Origin of the sequence: Membranihabitans marinus (assembly GCF_021729155.1) — a bacterium.
Lineage (GTDB): Bacteria > Bacteroidota > Bacteroidia > Chitinophagales > Saprospiraceae > Membranihabitans > Membranihabitans marinus.
On sequence record NZ_JAJQYA010000055.1, the window covers coordinates 1 to 19724 of the forward strand.

The window sequence follows — 19724 nt, forward strand, 5'->3', positions numbered from 1 at the left end:
TCGACTGAGATTGGAGGCAGTGGAGTATTGTATTACCAGCTGACCACAGATAAGCATACAGCGACGAAGAAGATGATTGTGGTGGATTGATGGTAAATCATTGATATTGGATTAGTAACTATAGATTTTATCAACCTCTGTGGGAAGGGTTCCGCAGAGGTTCTTTTTATAGACTATTTGAATATATAAATGCATTTGCTATCATTCAAATAGTTTTGGTAGTGCTTTAATTTTTAACTTTATACATCAGTTGCTATGGCGCTTTTTATTAAGTTGGTCTTGTGATTAGAACGTAAATAATAATGTTATCGGAAGAATTAAATAATCGCATTTCAATGGCAGTGCAATCTGATTTAGCAGCCAAAAATATAAAGAAAATGTATGCAACCAAGGATTGAAATAATTGAAAATAAGAAGTTATACGAATTACATTTATAATTGATAAGCTCACCCACCCACGACACGGGGGCTTTCCCACCCGAAACACGGAGGTTTCGTTTCCCTCGCCAAAGGTCGATTTACGACCTTTGATCCTTCGGATTTAGCTCGATCATCCTCGTTGAAGGTAGATTTACTACCTTCAGTACTTCGTACTTTACTCGGTTATCTTTCGATTTATTGTAGAGCCGCAATGCCAACCCATCCGAAACACTGAGGTTTACCCACCCGAAGCACAGTGACTTCGGTTCCCTCGCCAAATGTCCATTAAGGACATTTGGTTGCTCTAAGGAGCAACTTTGCTCGGTCATCTTCATCAAATGCCCTCAGTGGGCATTTGGTAGTCTTTCAGACTACTTCATTCAGTCGTGGCTTAAATATTGTGGATTAAGACGTAATGCTATACTGGTAGTAGTATCTTAACAAGGAATTCCAGGGCAATCACGCCTCGGCACAGTGGCCTACCCACCCGAAACACGGAGGTTTCGGTTCCCTCACCATTGATCCATTTAGGATCAATGATGCTGCGCATTTTGTTCGGTCATCTTCGTCAAAGGTCGATTTACGACCTTTGATTGCTCAAAGAGCAATTTTGTTCAGTCATAGCCTCGTCAAACTTCAAATATTCTCGAAATCTTTTCCGTCATTATAAAATGTAATTCGTATAATTCTGATTTCGAATTGGATGATAGACCTCATTTTGAAGTTTTGGGAGAAAAGTACAAAAATAGTGACGTTGAATCCGAAGAAGAAATATGGATTCCGATTAAGCAGAAAAAATAGTCTGTCTGTAAAATGAACAGAAATAAGGCAAGAAAAACATGTCTAATTATCGAGAGTAAAAAGATTCTCTTCTACTGTCAATTTATTTGCCAGTTGTCCTTTATACTCAAAGTGGTCATAAGGTATTTGAAAAAATATTCACTACATTTAAAAAATGGAATACTCCGAAGTAAATAGATTATCGCGATTAACAGCCATATTAATTCAATTTCATACCAAGAGACTGGTCACTGCCTCTGAATTGTCCCAAAAATTTCAAGTAAGCAAAAGAACAATTTACCGTGATATCAAAGCATTGGAGAATGCTGGAGTCCCCATTTTGACTGAAGAAGGAAAGGGGTATACCTTGATGGAAGGGTATAAAATCCCACCAGTAATGTTTACCGAAAGTCAAGCAAACGCCTTAATCCTCGCTGAACAGTTGGTGCTGAAAAACAAGGATGCTTCATTTGTAAAAGATTATTCGGAAGCCATTGATAAAATAAAATCAATCCTGAGCTATAGCATCAAAGACAAAGCCAATTTACTGACGGATAGAACGCAATTTGACCAAGTCAAAAATCAAGAAAGAAATAGTAATAATTTATCTGATTTGCAAAATGCACTGACAAATTACAACCTGGTCAAAGTAGAGTACACGAATAAGGATGGAATAGCAACTACAAGATTGTTGGAACCATTTGCTTTATTAAGTACTGAAAATTGGTATCTTATAGCATGGTGTCGTTTGCGTGAAGCATTTCGATTTTTTCGATTGGATAGATTTCAAAAAATGGAAATTCTATCGGAACACTTTGATCCGCATAATTTGACTTTACAAGAATATTTTGACCGATATCATTAATTTTTTCTACACCCTAGACATAGGGTTGTCACTCGCCCCATTTACGTTTGTAGTCTTTAACACTTAAAACTCGTAAAAATGACAAACGCAATTAATCCAATATACAATGAAATGGGATTTCCCCAACCTAGTCTTATCTCTGTCAACGGCATTGAACTCGAAGTTTTTGAAGCGGGCAAAGAAAATGCGGGAAAACCAATAGTACTCTGTCACGGATGGCCAGAGCACGCCTTTTCATGGCGACATCAGATCCCTGCCTTGGTCGCAGCGGGCTACCACGTTATCGTCCCCAACCAAAGGGGCTATGGCAATTCGTCCCGACCAAGTGAAGTAACAGACTATGACATCGAACACTTGTCGGGCGACTTGGTTGCTCTTCTCGATTACTATGGATATGAAGACGCCACCTTTATGGGCCACGATTGGGGCGCAATGGTCGTTTGGTGGCTGACCTTACTCCATCCGAATCGTGTAAACAAAGTGATAAACCTCAGTGTCCCTTATCAAGAACGCTGGGAAAAACCCTGGATAGAATTGATGGAAGTTATGTTTGGTGGAGACTTTTATTTTGTCCATTTCAATCGACAGCCAGGCGTTGCAGATGCCGTATTCGAAGAAAATACATTGCAATTCCTTCGCAATTTATACAGAAAAAACCAACCATTTGTAGAACCAGAACCCGGTATGTTTATGATCAATCTTGCCCAAGCTATTGAACCTCTTGGCGAGCCCGTAATGAGTGATAGCGAATTGGCAGTCTTTGTTTCGGCATTTGAAAAATCGGGATTCACGGGAAGTATAAATTGGTACAGAAACCTGGATCGCAATTGGCATTTATTAGCAGATATCAACCCCATTATCCATCAACCGACATTAATGATATATGGGCAGCGAGATCCTGTGGCAAAGTCAGAGAATCTAGCTGAATTCGTTCCCAAGGTAGAGGTGGTTCATCTGGATTGTGGACATTGGATTCAGCAAGAACTTCCAGAAGAAACAAACCAAGTCATCTTAGAGTGGTTGAAACAACAGGACATATCACAGTTATAAGATTATATGAATTTCTAATTAACCATTATCTTTCAATTTGTTGATCATATTAATGAATTCGAAAAGACTGTTATGACAAAAAAAGACATCGAAACCTTTTACCCCAAAAGCCGGAGAGAATGGCGAAAATGGTTGGAAAAAAATCATCAATCAAAACAGTCTGTTTATGTTATTTTTTATAGAGTATCCTCTGATATAGCCTCTATAACTTGGAGTGAAGCCGTCGATGAAGCACTTTGTTTTGGGTGGATCGATAGCACTAAAAAGACGATTGACGAAAAAAGTTATATGCAATATTTCAGCAAACGAAAACTTCAAAGCAACTGGTCTAAAATAAATAAAGACAAAATAAAGCAACTAACTGAGGAAGGATTAATGGCTCCGGCAGGTATGGAAAGTGTGAAAATCGCTAAAGAAAACGGCTCTTGGACCTATTTAGATGATGTAGAAAATCTAGTTATTCCCAGTGACTTGGAAAAAGCATTGGTAAAGGAGGTGAATGCGAAGGAGTACTTCATGAATTTTAGTAAATCCACTAAAAAATCCATCTTATATTGGATCATGAGTGCAAAACGTGAGGAGACCAGAAAAAACAGGATTGAGCAAGTGGTAAAACATGCGGGTAAAAATCTAAAACCAAAGCAATTTAGATAATTAAAGCTTTTAATAAAGTGCATGATTCATTGCTATACTGGCTTAATTCGTCATTATTTAGTATTTAATTCCGTATTTTGATAACCGACATAGAATAGGTGGATTTCACTAATAATATAAACAAAATTGTAGTAAAAATCCGGATGGTAAAGTCAAGCTATAAGTTAATATAATGTTTCTTATTATATTAACTTATAGCTAAATATTTAGCTATAACTAAACTTTTTATATAGCTTTGGTGTTTAATAAAATACATGACCAATTATTCCCTATTGATATAATAAAGACAATAGATATCACTAGCGACTATATTGAAGTTGGAGAGTCAATAATTCGGAATAATTTATTAAAGCTAGAAGTAAATGGGAAAAGTTTATTTGATGAATTTCTTCAAGTTAGTCCGAAAAAGGTAAATAAGAAAAATAAGATAATTGAAGAATTGGATGCATGTTTGACTCTTTTAATTCAAGGAGAAAAAATACCACCCAATAAATTACATTCAATTGGTAGTAATGAATATGAAATTAGGATTAAAAGGACTCGTCTTTATTTCTTTTACGATCCTCCAAACAATAACATTATTGTTCTAGGTCATTATAATAAAAGAAAAGATGACCAACAGATATACATTGATAAATTTAGAATCCTAAAGGCAAAATACATAAGCAATAGAAATGAGCAAGTTTAGAAATACTTTAAAATCAAAATACTATTGGACTACAAAAGGGCAAGGACGAATATATGGTATGTTGCATGACCAAATAAAGAAAAGAGGTGATTCTGCCAAACTTGCAAAAAAAATAGGTAGTACACCGGGTTATGTATCTCAAATTTTAAGTGGTGATGCAGAAATTAACCCTACCTGGAAGAAAATAGTTAAATTTTGTTTAGCTCTAGATAAAGTACCGGTATTAGAAATAAAAGCTCTAGATGAATATCTGTATGAAGAAAAATTAAAAGCATCATACCGCAAGTATTACCATATATTTCCTCAATCTTGTGAAACTACTGAATCAGATGAAAATGATGAATTGAAATCCGAGAAAACTACTGTATTAAATGATTATGCATTCACAATTCAAGTGAGTATGAAACAAAAATCAAACTCTCAATTTATTGAATATAAATATGATGAATACGAATTAGTATGAATAGTTTCAAAATCAAACTCAAGAATATCAAGCTGTTAAGAAGTGAAGTAAGAGATCATCCTATTGTTTTTTCAGAAGGCTTTAATATACAAGATGTCCAACTTGAAGTAGATTCTAAGTTTAACTTTTCTGACAAATACTTGCAAAATTTCATGCATTTCAAGTTTGAAATTGAAGATTCTGGAAAGGTTATTTCTTTGGGGCACTTCGACATCATTTATACTTTCGAGGTAAATCGTTTAGAAGATATTGTAAAAGATGAGGTTACAAAAAAATCTCTTCAGCTAAATATCATTTCAATAGCATATTCCACATCGAGAGGAATACTCTACAGCGAAACAAAAGGATATTCTCTTAATGATATTCATTTGCAACCTATTTCACCTAATGATTTCTATCAATCACTATTAAAAGATAAGGCAGAAACGGAGGATTTGTCTATCTCTATAGATTGAGAATTATGGGTATACCCTCACCAAAATATTAATTTTTCTAAGTCGAGCAATAGTGATGAAACAAAATTGTAATTATAAAGCAAAGTTGGGGATCACTAGATATTTAGGGGTATATTACCAAATGCGTTTATAATTGTAATTCGTATTATTTAATATTTTATTAGTTGTCCTGACGGTGGTCGTGACTATGAAGGTGATTATTGAAATTTACAGTATAGTCAAAGTGCATGGAATTGGATTTGTGATGGTCGGCCATTGCATAGTGCTCATATAAGGTTTTGGGACCGTCTTGATTTATCATTTCTGCAAATATTCCGTAATCTCCACCGTTATCTGTGGATGGATTATTGGGGATTCTGGTTATAGTATGAACATGATTATAATCAGCTATAGACCCAGAGTTGGCACCTGTGGAACCTTCGGTATTAATTTCAGCCCATAAATAGGGATTGTATATTCTGTAGTAAAATTCAGATGTTGCCGTCGGTGTACTTCCAGAATCATTGATCCATACAAAATAAGTGTCGTCAATATTGGCCATGATGTCTTCCCACCATACGTTGGCAAAATTGTCGGTTAAATTGTATACGTATTCTTTCATTACTAGGATTAAATTTGCTTGGGCTGTGGCTGACATATCTGAGTATTTTAACCCTGTTTCAAAATCGGAATAATCGTAATCCCCTATGTAGGGATCGGGATCTCCATTTCTATCTGCTGGTCCGACCTCTAGAGAATGAGAAGAAGAAGTGGTTGCAGCTATTGCAAGCTCACTATCGGAGAAACTGTTGTACAGTGATAGTGCAAGGTCTCTTTCATCTGAAAATATGTCAAAATCTTCACCATTCCATGTATTGGCTGCTGGTTCTCCACCCAGAAATGCTGGAACAATGGATACATTGTCTCCATGAACCAAAAAATTGACTACACAGTGATGACCATCTAATTGAAATCCCCATGACCCACTGGTTTCTGGATCTCCAAACATGTCTAGAGAATAGAATTCGGGATTCCAAACGTTACTCATGACATTGTTCAACCATCCTTCTGATAATTCGGTGATTTCATATACTTTTTGATACCCTCCAGAACTGAGAAATAGCTGAAGAATATCCTTAAATGCCGTTAATTGAGCGTCACTTAAATCCCCGTATGTGATTCCATCTCTATTGCCATTATTGGCAGGAGTGTTGTGCCAGAGATAGAACCTTTCATCATCCAAACAGTTTGAAGCACGAGTAAGTAATGTAGATGAGAGGGAGTTGCGGAAGGAGACCATGGCTTGTCTCATGGTTTCAATTTCTGCATTTGTTGATTGGGCAACGCTGCCCGTTGTAGTACAGGTTTCAGTTACTGTTTCAGGATCCGTCGTTTCTTCATCCTTGTTACAAGAAAAAAGCGAAAAAAGACATAGTGACAATGGTAAAAATAAATACTTAAATGTTTTCATATTTAATAGTTGTTTTCTGATAAATGATGTTGTTTGTTAATTGTAGTGAGTATTTTGATTCATGTTGGGAAGGATGAGTGCTTTCCGTTCAATGATTTGAAAAGTTTAATGGGAAGTATTTCTACTTTTGAATAAAAAAATAATGATGGCTAATACGAACTACATTTTATAATGACGGAAAAGATTTCGAGAATATTTGAAGTTTAACAAGGCTAAAAACACAGGCATAGCCGTAGCTACGGCGAGTATTTTAAACGAAGTAAAACATCAAATAAATCGAAAGATTACCGTCAATTATAAATTTAATTCGTATAGCATAATGGCAATCCCCAATCCAAGATAGAGGTCGATATTGTGTTGTATTTTGGCAGTGGCAATCTCTGTAAATGTAGAGTCGGTATTTTGAAAAAATAGTTCAAATTGATTTTCGCGATTGAGTACTGTTTGGAATATTTTATCTCCTTCTATAAATTTCACAAGGGTATTTTGTTCCTGAGATTCTTCAAATAACCCTAATCTTAAATGAAGGGTATTAAAATTTTCAGGAAAATCGGAGAGTGTAAACCTTATATCGGTTTGATGATTCTCCGATTTGATTTCACCAGAGGACAGGGGAACCATTTGACTATCGACATTTAGGTGAAATTTCGATTTGATATATTCAATATAAAGTTCGTTGTATTCTTTGATCGATAGATTATTAAAGTCAATACTCGAATAAAATTCGGTCAAACAATCGTTGGAATCTTCATCAGAGAAGGTGAAATCGGCCATCCATAGTCCTTCTACTTGGCTGAAAATAACAGAACTCGTATTGGGAGTATTTGCACTTGTATTTCCAGATAGGAAGGCCAGAGCTATTATGATAAAAACACTTTTTACCTGTTTCATGTTTCAAATAATTGTCTGATAGGTTAGAGGATTATTTTGAGATAATCCTTCGGCTGTTCTCTATTTTTTTAGAAAAACTTTTGATTTATCTGTAAATCAATTTGTTAAAATGTGAAAATGTCTTTGACCAATACCCAGGGTAACTGTAGTCAGTTATTTCTATATTCAAATCAGACAATTATAAACCCATCTGGTATGGTATCAATAATTTATTAAATTTCATAGGTCTATTTTTATGAAAATATCGAAGAGGATAATAAAGACACTTTTCGACCCAAATACATTTTTGGTCTAAAAGTTTGAAATTTGAAAAATTTCGTTATAGATTTGCATTATTGATTCATTAAAGATATTAAAAATGGTGGATGAAGAACAGGTGAAATCCGAAATTATTGAAGTGGCTAAAGGCCTAATTCAACAGTTTGGAATCAATAAAGTCACTATGAAAGATATCGCCCAAGCAGCAGGCAAGGGTAAAAGTACCCTTTATTATTACTTCAAAAACAAGGAAGAAATCCTAGATGCCGTAATTGAAGATGAAATGCATCAATTTTATTCCAGTTCTGAAAAAGCCGTGCAGAATGAAACGGGTTTCGAAAATAAACTTCGTACTTATATCAATACCAAAGTTAAAACCATTGAAATAAAATTAAAAAACTATGCCTTCCTGATAGAAGTGGATCACCATTATTTTGATTTTCGAAACTATTTTACTCGAGCAAGTCTGTTGTTTAATGATAGAGAAAAAGTATTGATCGAATCTATCTTAAAATGCGGAGTGCAAACCGGTAAAATCGATCCCGACAAAGTACACGGTAAAGATGGCTTTGAAATGGCTGAAATTCTCCTTATCGCTATACGGGGCTTGGAAATGGAAGTATTTTTGAAGAAGAAAATTGAAAATATTGAAACGAAAACCGATATGATGATCGAAATTTTATTAAACGGCTTAAAGTAAATTTTTTTTATCTAAAATTCGACCAAAATACACAATTGGTCTATAAATCTAAAACACATACTATGAATTACCGCTATTTCTTAGCCATTGTTTTTATGGCTACTATTTTTAGTTGCAATCAAGAAGAAAAGTCACCTCAAACCCTTGAAAAAACCATTCCCAATGTAGAGGTAGAAAAGGTGTCGGCCTATACAGGATTACAGAGCCTTCAGTATTCTGGTTTGGTAGAAGCTAAGCAAGTCACTCCTCTTAGTTTTAAAACACCAGGGACTATAGTGGATATCCTAGTGGAAGAAGGCCAGTATGTCAAAAAAGGACAACTCTTGGCCAAATTGGATGATACTGATGCGCAAAACAGTTATGCCTTGTCCTCACAACAGTTGATGCAAGCACAAGATGCCTATGACAGAATGAAGCCCATGCATATAAATGGAACATTGCCTGAAATCAAATGGGTAGAAATAGAAACTGGACTTTCCCAAGCCAAAATAACGAGTGAAATGGCCAAAAAACGTATCGATGATACGGCATTGTATGCACCTAAGTCTGGAGTGATTGGCAGCAAAAATATTCAATTGGGAATGAATATTATGCCCAGTGTATCGGCTTTTGATCTCATGGATATCAATACGGTTTATGTCAATATCCCAGTACCTGAAAATGAAGTGGGAAGTCTAAAAAAAGGACAGTCGGCAGAAATTAATATCGCTGCAATAAATGAAGTCAAGACAGGGAATATTCATCTCATCGGAGTGTCGGCCAATACCTTGACCCATGCTTATCCAGTAAAATTATTGGTAGACAATAAGGATTGGAAATTGAAGCCGGGAATGGTGTGCAATGTCAAAATTGCCAGTAATTCCACGGTAGAAGGAGCGGCTGTATCCAATAAAGCTCTGCAGAGAAATGCCCACGGCCAACAGTTTGTTTATGTGGTCCACAACAATAAAGTTACAGCCCAACCTGTGCGGACGATTGACTTAGTAGACAACCAAGTCATTATTAGTGATTTGACAGCCAGTGATTATGTAGTGGTGAGTGGTCAACACAAATTGTCAGAAGGTTCAGAAGTAAATATCCTCAATACAGTTAACTAATTATGAGTAAGAAAAAGTTGAATATCATCGAATTGGCTATGAAATACCGTCAAATAGCCATTATAATTACTGCGGTTCTGTTTCTATTTGGTCTGTACTCGCTCAAGGTCATGCCGAGAAATGAATTCCCCGATTTTACCATCCGTCAAGGATTGGTCATAGGGGTATATCCCGGTGCCACTTCCGAACAAGTGGAAGATCAGTTGGCTAGAAAAGTAGAAGAATTTTTATTTTCATTTAAAGAAGTCAAAAGAAAAAAGACCTATTCTATTTCAAAGGAGGGAATGCTCATCGTTTTTGTGGAAGTAAATGACAACGTTGAGGATCCAGATGGTTTTTGGGATAAAATCAAATTTGGACTCGAGCAGTTAAAGGGACAATTGCCATCTCAAGTTCTAGCATTAATGGCCAATAACGATTTTGGGAATACTGCTGCCTTGCTCTTGACCATCGAATCGAAAAGTAAAAACAAAAAGGAACTCGAGAAAAACCTCAAAACCATAGAGGCTGAGTTTAGAAAGGTAGAAGCGGTTTCTAAAGTAAAACACTACGGCCTACAAAATGAGGAAATTACCATCAATTTTGATCAAGATAAATTGGCGCAATACGGTGTCAATATTGGCTCTGTTTTGGCTGCTATGCAATTGGAAAGTGCTGTGTATTATGCTGGGGAAATAGACAATGGAGATCTGATAACTCCTGTTCATATTCCTACTAGTTTTCAATCGGAAAATGAAATTAAAAATCAAATTGTCTATACCGATCCCCTTGGTAATTTGATTCGGGTAAAAGATGTTGCCGAGGTTAAAAGGGAATTTAAAGAACCTGATTCTTATATCAAAAACAATGGGTCTTCTTGCCTTTTAATTTCTCTGGAAATGCAAACAGGGAATAATATTGTGGAGTTTGGTGAAGATATCGATCGAACTTTAGAGATTATTGAGTCTCTCATCCCAGACGATATTGAAATCCACAAAATTGCCGATATGCCCACTGCGGTAGATCATTCTATTCAACACTTTTTAAAGGAGTTTTTTATAGCTATTGCCGCCGTTATATTAGTGATCCTCTTGTTCTTGCCATTTAAAGTGGCTATGGTTTCAGGAGTTACCATTCCCATATCTATTTTTATTTCTATTGGCATTTTATTTATGCTAGGAATTGAGCTACATACAGTGTCGTTGGCAGCTCTGATTGTGGTTTTGGGTATGGTGGTGGACAATGCCATTGTAGTGATTGACAATTACGTCGAAAAACTCGATGAAGGGATAGGTCGTTGGCAGGCTGCTATACAGAGTACACAAGAGTTGTTTATTCCCGTATTTTCAGCAACCTTATGCATTATTGCTACGTATCTGCCTATGCCATTATTCTTGTCTGGACAAACTGGAGATTTCGTAGGCTCTTTACCGGTAACCATTGGTATTGCATTAGGGGTCTCACTCTTGGTTGCGGTATTGTTGGTTCCCTTCCTCTGTTATTTTTTCATTAGAAAGGGAGTGCATGGAAATAGTGGAGAAACTGTAAACAAATTTTCCCCATTGAATTTGCTACAATCGGCTTATGATAAAACCTTGGAATGGGCCTTTAAAATGCCTTGGATGACGGTAATGGCAGGTGTGGGTTCTGTAGTACTTGGTGGATATATTTTAACGTTAGTTCCGAGACAACTTTTCCCAAAAGTAGAGCGCAATCAATTCGCTGTAGAAATTTATCTTTCAGAAGGCAGTACACTGGATCAAACGGCAGAGGTGGCAGACAGTCTTACCAATATGTTGTTGGCTGATGACAGAGTAGATAATGTGGCCACTTTTATCGGTGAAAGTTCTCCTCGATTTCACACCATTTACGCCCCCAATTTTCCAGCTAAAAATTACGCCCAATTAATCGTTAATACGAAAACTGATCTTCATACAGTAGAATTATTAGACGAATACGAAAAACAACATCGCAACATGTTTGCTAATGCCTATGTGAGGATGAAGCAGTTGGATATGTTGTCGACCAAAGCGCCTATCGAAGTTCGTATTTCAGGAAACGATATTGCAGCATTGCGTATGGAAGCAGAAAAAGTAATGTCGGTGATGGAAGAAAATCCCGATGTAATTTGGGTGCGAAATGATTATGTAGAACCTCGCCAAGGTATTCGGATTGAAGTAGATGATGAGAGAGCCAATAGATTGGGACTTACACGGGGGACGGTAGCTGCATCAGTGGCCTCTAGTTTTTCTGGTCTTCCAGTGGGTACGGTTTGGGAAGGTGACTATCCAGTCCAAGTTAAGGTGGTTAACCCAGTGGACAAGCGCAATGATTTTTCAGATTTACAAGATCAATTGGTCAGTTCTCCTTTTTTGACTAATCCAGTTCCACTGCGTCAGGTAGCTAACCTCACTACCGATTGGTCGGAAGGTGAAATCATTCGGCGCAACGGAATTCGAACCATTACCGTAAGAGCTGATGTAAGCCGCGATGCCATGCCTTACAAGGTGTTGTCTGCCATGAGGTCAAAAATTGATGAGATAGCAGCTCAGTCTACATTGCATTTTGAATACGGAGGGGAAGATGAAAATGAAATGGAAAACTATGTACCCATAGGCAAAGCCCTAGGTGTAGGTGTGGTATTAATCTTTTTTATCTTGCTTTTTCAGTTTAAGACTTCTCGCCATGTGTTGTTGATTATGACGACGATGCCCTTAAGTATATTAGGAGCTGCATTAGGCCTTATGTTGACAGGTTATTCATTTGGTATGACGGCTTCTCTAGGAGTGATGAGTTTAATGGGTATCGTGGTGAGAAATGGAATTATCCTAGTGGATTATGCAGAAGAACTTCGCCTCAAGAAAGGCATGACGGTACTTGAATCGGCCATGGCTGCGGGCAGACGCCGAATGAGGCCCATTTTCTTGACTTCATTTGCAGCGGCAATAGGGGTTGTGCCTATGATAGCGAGCGGTTCTACGCTTTGGGGACCCTTGGGATCGGTGGTGTGTTTTGGATTATTGGTTTCTATGGCACTGACCCTTTACATTTTGCCTGTACTGTACTTACAATTTTTTAAAAAGAAAGAATTAATTAAATCATGAGAAATACATCGTTTTCCATATTAGCCATCATCTTCATGGTCAGTGTTTCGTTAACTGCACAAAATAATATCAATTTAACGACGGCAAAATCTATGGCTATAGAAAGTCATGTCTCAATAGCGAATAGTCAACTCGAAATTGATGGCGCTAAAATTAGCCAGGAGGAAGCTAAAACACATTATTATCCACAGGTGAATTTCGATGGGATGTTGATGCATTCTATATCTCCTCTGTTGGAACTACATTCCCCTGAAGGAAATCTTCCAGTATATGATGGAAATCCCAGTAATCTCGCCAATGCTACTGAGTTTGCCTACATTCCAGCCTCTACTACGGGGTTGTTACAAAAGGTGGGATTGGCCAATTTGACAATCGCTCAGCCGATTTATACTGGGGGGAAGATCAAACTCGGTAATGAAATGGCCTCATTAGGTGTAGACATTCGGGAGGAACAAAAACGAATGACAGAGAATGAAGTTCTATTAAATACAGAGCAGCAGTATTGGCAAATCGTGGCCTTGCAAGAAAAACAAAAAACCATAGATGAGTATCGACGATTGCTGGATCAATTATATATTCAAGTCAATGATGCTTATCAGGCGGGCTTGATTATTCGAAACGATGTGTATAAAGTAGAATTGGAACGCAGTCAATTGGAGATTAATACGCATAAACTTCAAAATGGGAAGGAATTGGCGTTGAGGCAATTTACCAATACCATAGGTATGCCTTTTGATTCTACGCTATACTTACAGGACGATTTAGAAAATTTCGAACAACCTCAATTTTATGTGAATCTGAATCAGGATTATTTGACACAATTATCAGAAATTAAATTGTTGGAGAAGTCTGCTGAAATGCAAAACTTGCAAACAAAGATGAAGGAAGCAGGGTATAAACCCACGGTGGCTGCTGGAATAAACACTTTTTATTTAACCCAATTTGAGGAAGAGAGTAGTGGTGTAAATGCACTTGGATTTGCTTCCGTCAGCATCCCTCTTTCTCATATATGGAAGGGGAAGCACGATATTCAAGTTCAAAAAATTGAGGAAGAAATTGTGCAGAATACTTTGGCCGATACTAGGGAACTCTTACAACTCCGAACCGCTAAATCGTGGACAGATTTAAGAGAAGCATATGAGGAAATAAAGATCATGGAAGGACGAATTGTTCAGGCAAATGAAAATTTGAGGGTGAATCAGTCTAGTTATGAAAATGGAGTCGTCACGCTTTCGGATTTCTTGGAGGCTAAGGCCTTGCAAACCCAGGCTTTGGACGATTTAATAGATGCTAAGACCAAGTATAAAGTTGCGATAGCAACCTATTTACAACATATCGGGAAAGCTGACATGATAGGGAATGAATAGTATTGTGAAAACACAGTGAGTTAAAGTAGTATGGGTTTGTTCGATATGGATATCGGTCAATTATTGAGAGCATATTTGGCCGATCCATATCATTTGATTTTTATTCTATTTATATGTGTAAAATATACAATATTAGATAATTAGGAAGGTGTTTTTGTTGAATAAAGGCAGTTGAAAATAGGTTTAATGGAAATTAGACCTAATAAGAAATAATTTTATAATGAGGATGTACAGTCTTTTTGTATAAAAGTAATTGCTGGCATTAATTGTGAAAATGTATTTGTTGCTTACGTTTCTTTTAGATATGGGTTTCGGTCATTAATAATCTGTGTTCTTGGCCGATCCATATCAATTGTTGTGAGCGTTGAATTTTTATGTTTTGAGTTAATTTTTTGGTGTAGAAAGGAATGATTTATATGTAATCTAATTGATCCAATTCTTCACTTGTTCCTTCAAGTAAGAGAATTGGTATAAAATACTAGATGGAAGCTAATTTTCAAATAAAGAAATATGTTGCTGACTTTATTCTAAGTATGGTTTTCGGTCAATATTGAAAGAGGATATTGGCCGAACCATTTTGTTGCTAATTTTAGAGATATTATCTCTTCAATTCCTTCCCGTCACACTGAATCTTATACGTCAACAATGATAATCACTAAGTAAAAATTTTCTACATTGGGTTTTTATTGCCAATGAATTAGAAAGTTTAAATATTTAAAATGGATTTTTTCGAAAATAAAATTGAAGTTAGGTGGTCGGATTGTGACCCTAATAAACACGTTAGACATTCTGCCTATTATGATTATGGTGCTCAAAATAGAATAATGTTTTTCACTAAAATTGGCTTCGATATTGAAGCCATTGAACGTTTAAATATTGGTCCAATTTTGTTTAAAGAAGAATGTACTTTTCTTCGTGAATTGACTATGGGGGATACGGTTAGAATCAATCTTAAAAAGGGAGAGATATCACCTGACGGAGGTCGTTGGGTATTACATCATGAAATCTTCAATAATCGTGATCAGAAGTGTGCCCATATCACTGTTCAGGGAGCTTGGATGGATTTATCTGCTCGAAAATTAACTCTTCCACCCAAGGAGGTTGTGGACGCTATGGAGCGATTGGAATCTGGTCAATATTATGTACATAAGAGTGCAAAGAAAACAACTTCGACATCGCAGTGATGTCTTATACGAATTACATTTTATAATGACGGAAAAGATTTCGAATGACTGAATGAAGTTGCCCCTTGGGCAACCAAATGTCCTTAATGGACATTTGATGAGGATGACTGAATGAAATACGAAGTATCCAATCGACTAAATGTCGATTGGATGAAGGAACCGAGACCACTGGGCTCGGGTGGGTGAGCTACCATGCCGAGGCGTGATCACACTTCAAATCGGCAGCGGATTGCCACCGTGCTCAGGGTGGGAATGCCAACGAAGCTCCCCTACAAACGTAAAACATTACGTCTCAAGCCACATTATTTAAGCCGCAAAGCATTGCGGCTCTACAATAAAATCGAAAGATAACCGAGTAAAGTACGAAGTACTGAAGGTAGTAAATCTACCTTCAACGAGGGCACCACGACCCCCGTGTCGTGGATGGGTGAGCTTATCAATTATAAATGTAATTCGTATTAATTTGAATCTTAATGCGTTAGCTTTTTCCCATATCGTAAAAAACTGGGTTGTTTGGTTTAGTAGGGCGATAATGGTAGTTTAATCTATGAGTAAATTTGGATTATAGTCTCTTAAATGGAAAACAATTAACTCGATAATCTAACCGCCTTTATTTATTGTAGTTGTTGTTTAAGGAAGGAGTCTTTATTCCTTAAATCAGTGTTTAAAAACGTCTCTATATTCTATTTTTTAATCATAGAACTGACTAATTGATAATATATTAAATCCATTTTAGGCTGTATTGTTTGCTAGAATTTGTTAGGTATTATATGTGTTTTATTTTATATGTTTCGTTTTTTATACCATTCTTCGATTTGGTTTTTGGGAGGTAGTTTGCTGATAATCAATTTGAATTATCTTTTTTTAAGCTCATTTTTTTACTAAAGTAGCTTAGTAGTATTTTGTGTTATAGCATTCAATTCTTTTACAATAGGTTAGGGTGTTTTGTATTTTTTTTTAACCTATGTTTAATTTAGTTCTAATTATTTGTACTTGTAATATTGTTTATTACAAGTATGAGCTTTATGCTTTTTTCACTCTTAAACTTGTAGGTAGTCTTTGATCGGGGAGGAAAAGTTTTTTGATATCTCTGAAGTAATATATCATTTCATAACAATTTCATTACATAAATTTCTTTTGCTAATCATGTTTTTGTGGATTGAAGTATTTTTTTTTAAGAGAGGTTAATAGGAATTTCACCTATGTAAATTTTACTACAAATTACTTTTGACATGGAAGATGTATATTCTTATTCAGAAACAGGATTGGATATATAATCTATTGGTTTCTATTATTTGATATTTTATAGCGTGCTTTTTTAATTTATGCAAATTCAAGAATTTCGTTGGTTGTTTATTTTACTTTGTCTAGCTCTAATATTTTCCATCATGATAATTTCTAAAATAATGGTATCATTTTTTCTTTTTTAGTAAATCTAGTCCATTTTCTAAGTGTATAAGTGAGGCGAATATTGGAATGTTTAAGTAAGGTTTCGATTTTATTTTCTACATCATTACGGTTTTCCTTGGTCATATTCTGGAATTGTATCTATTATGTCCATATTTTTTGTTTTCAAAATCTTTTATCATAAATGCATCTTTTCTAGTAGAATTTATTCTACAGGGGAAGTGAGCTAATTCTACATAAAAGATATATAAATTCTACACTATCTTGCAATTATATGTAATATTATTACGATCATATTGTAATTTATAAATAAATACAAATAAAGTTGCATATATTTCTGTCTTGATTCTGTTGTAGTTTAATATGATAAATAGCGAAGGAATAGGACTTTATATTTCTTTTTTTGTAAGAATTGTGTCTCTTTATAGTTAGTTATATAGTGATATTTGCCTTGGTTTTGGGATATTTTACTTAAAATATTTAATGAGGTATCTGTGTATTTGTGTGAATATTTATAAATAGCATAGATGATTATAAAATTAACTACAGTCTCAATATTATAATTATTCGTTTTAATATTTAATTAATATGAACAAGAACTCTACCGCTACTTATTCTTATTTAATAGAAAAATCTAGATTGATCAACGCTGTGTTGAGGGATAGAATAGGTTTTTGGATAAAATTATGTAATTACAATGTTTTGAAGCCATTGCGTAATGCAACGGTTTTTTTATGTGTATTAATATCTTGCTTATTCTCACCTCCAATTGCAGCTCAGCAGACTCAACCAGTATTGGATTGGTCGACATATTTCGGAGGAAGTGTTAGAAATGATGGAATTAAATATAGTGTCGACGATGATGGATCGATTTGGTTTTCAAATCTAGTTGAAAGCCCTGGCACTGGAATGCCTACTTCACCTGGAGCCTGGCAAAGTAATTTTGTCTATTCTGGTGCAGCTCATAATGGTTATAATTCCTATATTGGAAAATTATCGCCAGATGGTCAGTTTGAGTATGGTTCCTATTTTGCAGCTAATTCAGGTGATTTGGCGCTTGCTATTACTCAAGATGATGATTATGTTTACGCGCTGAATAATATTTGGTCTAAATCGGTTAGTCAGGGAGTTACATTCCCAAAAACAGGAAATCATTATGGAGCGGTTAATGGCCATGCACAACACGGATTTCTCAATCTGGTTAAAATAGATAAATCCACCAATACCCAAGTATTGGTGACATCGTTGCCCGGTACAGAATACATATTAAATAATACCAATGGTTACTCCTATTGGGCGCCCGGTACAAGTTCTACTACAACGAACATATTAACCCAGGATGGTTATGCTTATTTTGCGGGAATGTGTAATAGATATCCGCGGGATGGATTAGCTGAGTCATGGGCATATATCATTAACCCAGACCATACTGGTACTCTTATTAGACTAAATCGAGCCAATGTTGCCAATCATGCCATTCGTCTAGCACGAATTGATGTGGCTCAAAATGGAGACCTGCTTATGCTAGGAGGAGCGAGAGGTAATGGGGCCAACGGAGATGCTGCCTTTCTCACTACAGACAATACGGTGTTTACTAATCCTGTAGGAAACTGGGATATGTTTTTAAGAAGATACGATCGGAATGGAAATCTAATATTTTCTACGCTTTTGGGAGGAACAGCTCATGAAGATGTTATTGATGGGAACCAGGTAAATGTAACCAAAGTCATGGAATTGCCGAATGGTAATATAATAGTTAGTGGAGTGACACAATCCTCTGATTTTCCCTATACTGACGGTACTGTGGATGGCAATGGAACCGACGACATATTTTTAGCGGCTTATGCTGCCGATGGGACAAAACTATGGGTGAAGAGTTTTATGGCTGATGGAGTCGATTTGAGTAATTTTACCATGAAACCTCATCCCGATGGTCAGCAAATTATCGTATATACCTATGGTGATGAGAACAATAATTTTGTTATTACTCCAGATGCCGCCCAGCCCAATTATGGGGGCGGAGCGACAGATCAATACATTGCCTTTCTCGATCCCAATACAGGCAATGTCAATTATGGCACTTATTACGGTGGATCGGGAGAAGAATATCCGAGATTGGGTGCTGCCGAGGGTGAAGATATTCACATTTATGGCAACGATATATTGTTTAGTGGGGTTTCTACTTCTACCGATTATCCTGTCACTCCGGGAGCTAACAATAAGCATTCTGGTAGTTTTTTAGTCCTCGATGGTAATGGCCAATTGCAAACGGCGACTACAACGAATATTCGGATGGACAAAGTCTATATGGATGACGAAGTTATCTATGCCTATGGGAGTTATTATAATAGTTTAACTGAACATACTACATTAAATGCTTTTCAAGCAGAATCTAATGCCTCAGGGACTAATCAGCAAGGGGTTATTCTCAAAATAAGGAGGTGTGATGGCAAGGTGGCTTACCAGACTTTTTTGGGCGGGCTTAGTGTAGCCTCACCTCATGGGAACCCTGCTTATAATTTTAGAAATACAGCTTATATCAGTGCTGCTCAGCCAGAATTTGTCAATGGCAAGTTAGTGGGAGGAGCTGATCTATATACCCCAACAGTACGCCATCCTACGACGGAAGGGGCGATGCAAACTTCACCAGGAGGAGAAGTAGATCTTGTGTTTTTTGCATTTGACATGGAAAAAGAGGTGACTTGGGAAGAGAATGTACTTATACCAGCCACACAGTCCACTTGTACCAATGGGATAGTGGGTCCTATCGATGGGAGTCGGGTCACCATCGATCCCGATGATTTGCCCAAAATCAATCGCGGTAGTTTACAGTCATATCCAGAGCAAAAGGCTACTTATCAATGGCAGATAGCTTCCACTGCATCCGGTCCATGGATGGATATTAATGGTGC

14 protein-coding genes and 1 pseudogene are annotated in these 19724 nt (G+C 36.4%); 13 read left to right on the forward strand and 2 right to left on the reverse strand.

Annotated features, from left to right (window positions below):
* Nucleotides 1-1104 precede the first annotated feature (1104 nt).
* The 7 genes and pseudogenes from LVD51_RS20280 to LVD51_RS19285 all read left to right on the forward strand — a co-directional run.
* A pseudogene (locus LVD51_RS20280) lies at nt 1105-1221 on the forward strand (GyrI-like domain-containing protein); the annotation flags it as partial.
* Nucleotides 1222-1375: 154 nt separating this feature from the next.
* The gene (locus tag LVD51_RS19260) at nt 1376-2065 is read left to right on the forward strand and encodes a helix-turn-helix transcriptional regulator (protein WP_236973010.1); all 690 of its coding nucleotides are present in this window, start codon (nt 1376-1378) and stop codon (nt 2063-2065) included.
* A 78-nt stretch (nt 2066-2143) separates the two neighbouring features.
* Nucleotides 2144-3115, forward strand: coding sequence for an alpha/beta fold hydrolase (locus LVD51_RS19265; RefSeq protein WP_236973011.1), 972 nt, complete (start codon nt 2144-2146; stop codon nt 3113-3115).
* Nucleotides 3116-3187: 72 nt separating this feature from the next.
* Nucleotides 3188-3769, forward strand: coding sequence for a YdeI/OmpD-associated family protein (locus LVD51_RS19270; protein WP_236973012.1), 582 nt, complete (start codon nt 3188-3190; stop codon nt 3767-3769).
* A gap of 238 nt (nt 3770-4007) precedes the next feature.
* Nucleotides 4008-4457, forward strand: a complete 450-nt coding sequence (locus LVD51_RS19275) for a hypothetical protein (RefSeq protein ID WP_236973013.1) — start codon at nt 4008-4010, stop codon at nt 4455-4457.
* On the forward strand, nt 4444-4920 hold the full coding sequence (locus LVD51_RS19280) for a helix-turn-helix domain-containing protein (protein WP_236973014.1): 477 nt from the start codon (nt 4444-4446) through the stop codon (nt 4918-4920). The genes LVD51_RS19275 and LVD51_RS19280 overlap by 14 nt, the downstream gene beginning before the upstream one ends.
* A complete protein-coding gene (locus tag LVD51_RS19285) occupies nt 4917-5375 on the forward strand; it encodes a hypothetical protein (protein WP_236973015.1) in 459 nt (152 codons plus the stop codon). The genes LVD51_RS19280 and LVD51_RS19285 overlap by 4 nt, the downstream gene beginning before the upstream one ends.
* Before the next feature lie 160 nt (nt 5376-5535).
* Here LVD51_RS19285 and LVD51_RS19290 read toward each other — a convergent pair whose 3' ends face one another.
* Together LVD51_RS19290 and LVD51_RS19295 are read right to left on the reverse strand one after the other, a co-directional pair.
* Nucleotides 5536-6825, reverse strand: coding sequence for a DUF3500 domain-containing protein (locus LVD51_RS19290; RefSeq protein ID WP_236973016.1), 1290 nt, complete (start codon nt 6823-6825; stop codon nt 5536-5538).
* A 294-nt stretch (nt 6826-7119) separates the two neighbouring features.
* On the reverse strand, nt 7120-7716 hold the full coding sequence (locus LVD51_RS19295) for a hypothetical protein (protein ID WP_236973017.1): 597 nt from the start codon (nt 7714-7716) through the stop codon (nt 7120-7122).
* A gap of 358 nt (nt 7717-8074) precedes the next feature.
* Between LVD51_RS19295 and LVD51_RS19300 the strand changes: the two genes are divergently transcribed.
* From LVD51_RS19300 to LVD51_RS19325, 6 genes are all read left to right on the forward strand, one after another.
* Entirely contained in the window at nt 8075-8674 is a 600-nt protein-coding gene (locus LVD51_RS19300; protein ID WP_236973018.1) for a TetR/AcrR family transcriptional regulator, read from the forward strand.
* A 62-nt stretch (nt 8675-8736) separates the two neighbouring features.
* Nucleotides 8737-9771, forward strand: coding sequence for an efflux RND transporter periplasmic adaptor subunit (locus LVD51_RS19305; protein WP_236973019.1), 1035 nt, complete (start codon nt 8737-8739; stop codon nt 9769-9771).
* A gap of 2 nt (nt 9772-9773) precedes the next feature.
* The gene (locus LVD51_RS19310) at nt 9774-12854 is read left to right on the forward strand and encodes an efflux RND transporter permease subunit (RefSeq protein WP_236973020.1); all 3081 of its coding nucleotides are present in this window, start codon (nt 9774-9776) and stop codon (nt 12852-12854) included.
* On the forward strand, nt 12851-14221 hold the full coding sequence (locus tag LVD51_RS19315; protein ID WP_236973021.1) for a TolC family protein: 1371 nt from the start codon (nt 12851-12853) through the stop codon (nt 14219-14221). Before LVD51_RS19310 ends, LVD51_RS19315 begins: the two co-directional genes overlap by 4 nt.
* Before the next feature lie 719 nt (nt 14222-14940).
* Entirely contained in the window at nt 14941-15405 is a 465-nt protein-coding gene (locus tag LVD51_RS19320; protein ID WP_236973022.1) for an acyl-CoA thioesterase, read from the forward strand.
* A gap of 1995 nt (nt 15406-17400) precedes the next feature.
* On the forward strand, nt 17401-19724 hold a 2324-nt coding region (locus LVD51_RS19325; RefSeq protein WP_236973023.1), incomplete at its 3' end, for a hypothetical protein.

Bases quoted from the DNA above. Each gene is read 5' to 3' on its own strand.
- LVD51_RS19260 (WP_236973010.1), top strand. From the start codon at position 1,376: ATGGAATACTCCGAAGTAAATAGATTATCGCGATTAACAGCCATATTA.
- LVD51_RS19265 (WP_236973011.1), top strand. From the start codon at position 2,144: ATGACAAACGCAATTAATCCAATATACAATGAAATGGGATTTCCCCAA.
- LVD51_RS19270 (WP_236973012.1), top strand. From the start codon at position 3,188: ATGACAAAAAAAGACATCGAAACCTTTTACCCCAAAAGCCGGAGAGAA.
- LVD51_RS19280 (WP_236973014.1), top strand. From the start codon at position 4,444: ATGAGCAAGTTTAGAAATACTTTAAAATCAAAATACTATTGGACTACA.
- LVD51_RS19285 (WP_236973015.1), top strand. From the start codon at position 4,917: ATGAATAGTTTCAAAATCAAACTCAAGAATATCAAGCTGTTAAGAAGT.
- LVD51_RS19290 (WP_236973016.1), bottom strand. From the start codon at position 6,825: ATGAAAACATTTAAGTATTTATTTTTACCATTGTCACTATGTCTTTTT.
- LVD51_RS19295 (WP_236973017.1), bottom strand. From the start codon at position 7,716: ATGAAACAGGTAAAAAGTGTTTTTATCATAATAGCTCTGGCCTTCCTA.
- LVD51_RS19300 (WP_236973018.1), top strand. From the start codon at position 8,075: ATGGTGGATGAAGAACAGGTGAAATCCGAAATTATTGAAGTGGCTAAA.
- LVD51_RS19305 (WP_236973019.1), top strand. From the start codon at position 8,737: ATGAATTACCGCTATTTCTTAGCCATTGTTTTTATGGCTACTATTTTT.
- LVD51_RS19310 (WP_236973020.1), top strand. From the start codon at position 9,774: ATGAGTAAGAAAAAGTTGAATATCATCGAATTGGCTATGAAATACCGT.
- LVD51_RS19315 (WP_236973021.1), top strand. From the start codon at position 12,851: ATGAGAAATACATCGTTTTCCATATTAGCCATCATCTTCATGGTCAGT.
- LVD51_RS19320 (WP_236973022.1), top strand. From the start codon at position 14,941: ATGGATTTTTTCGAAAATAAAATTGAAGTTAGGTGGTCGGATTGTGAC.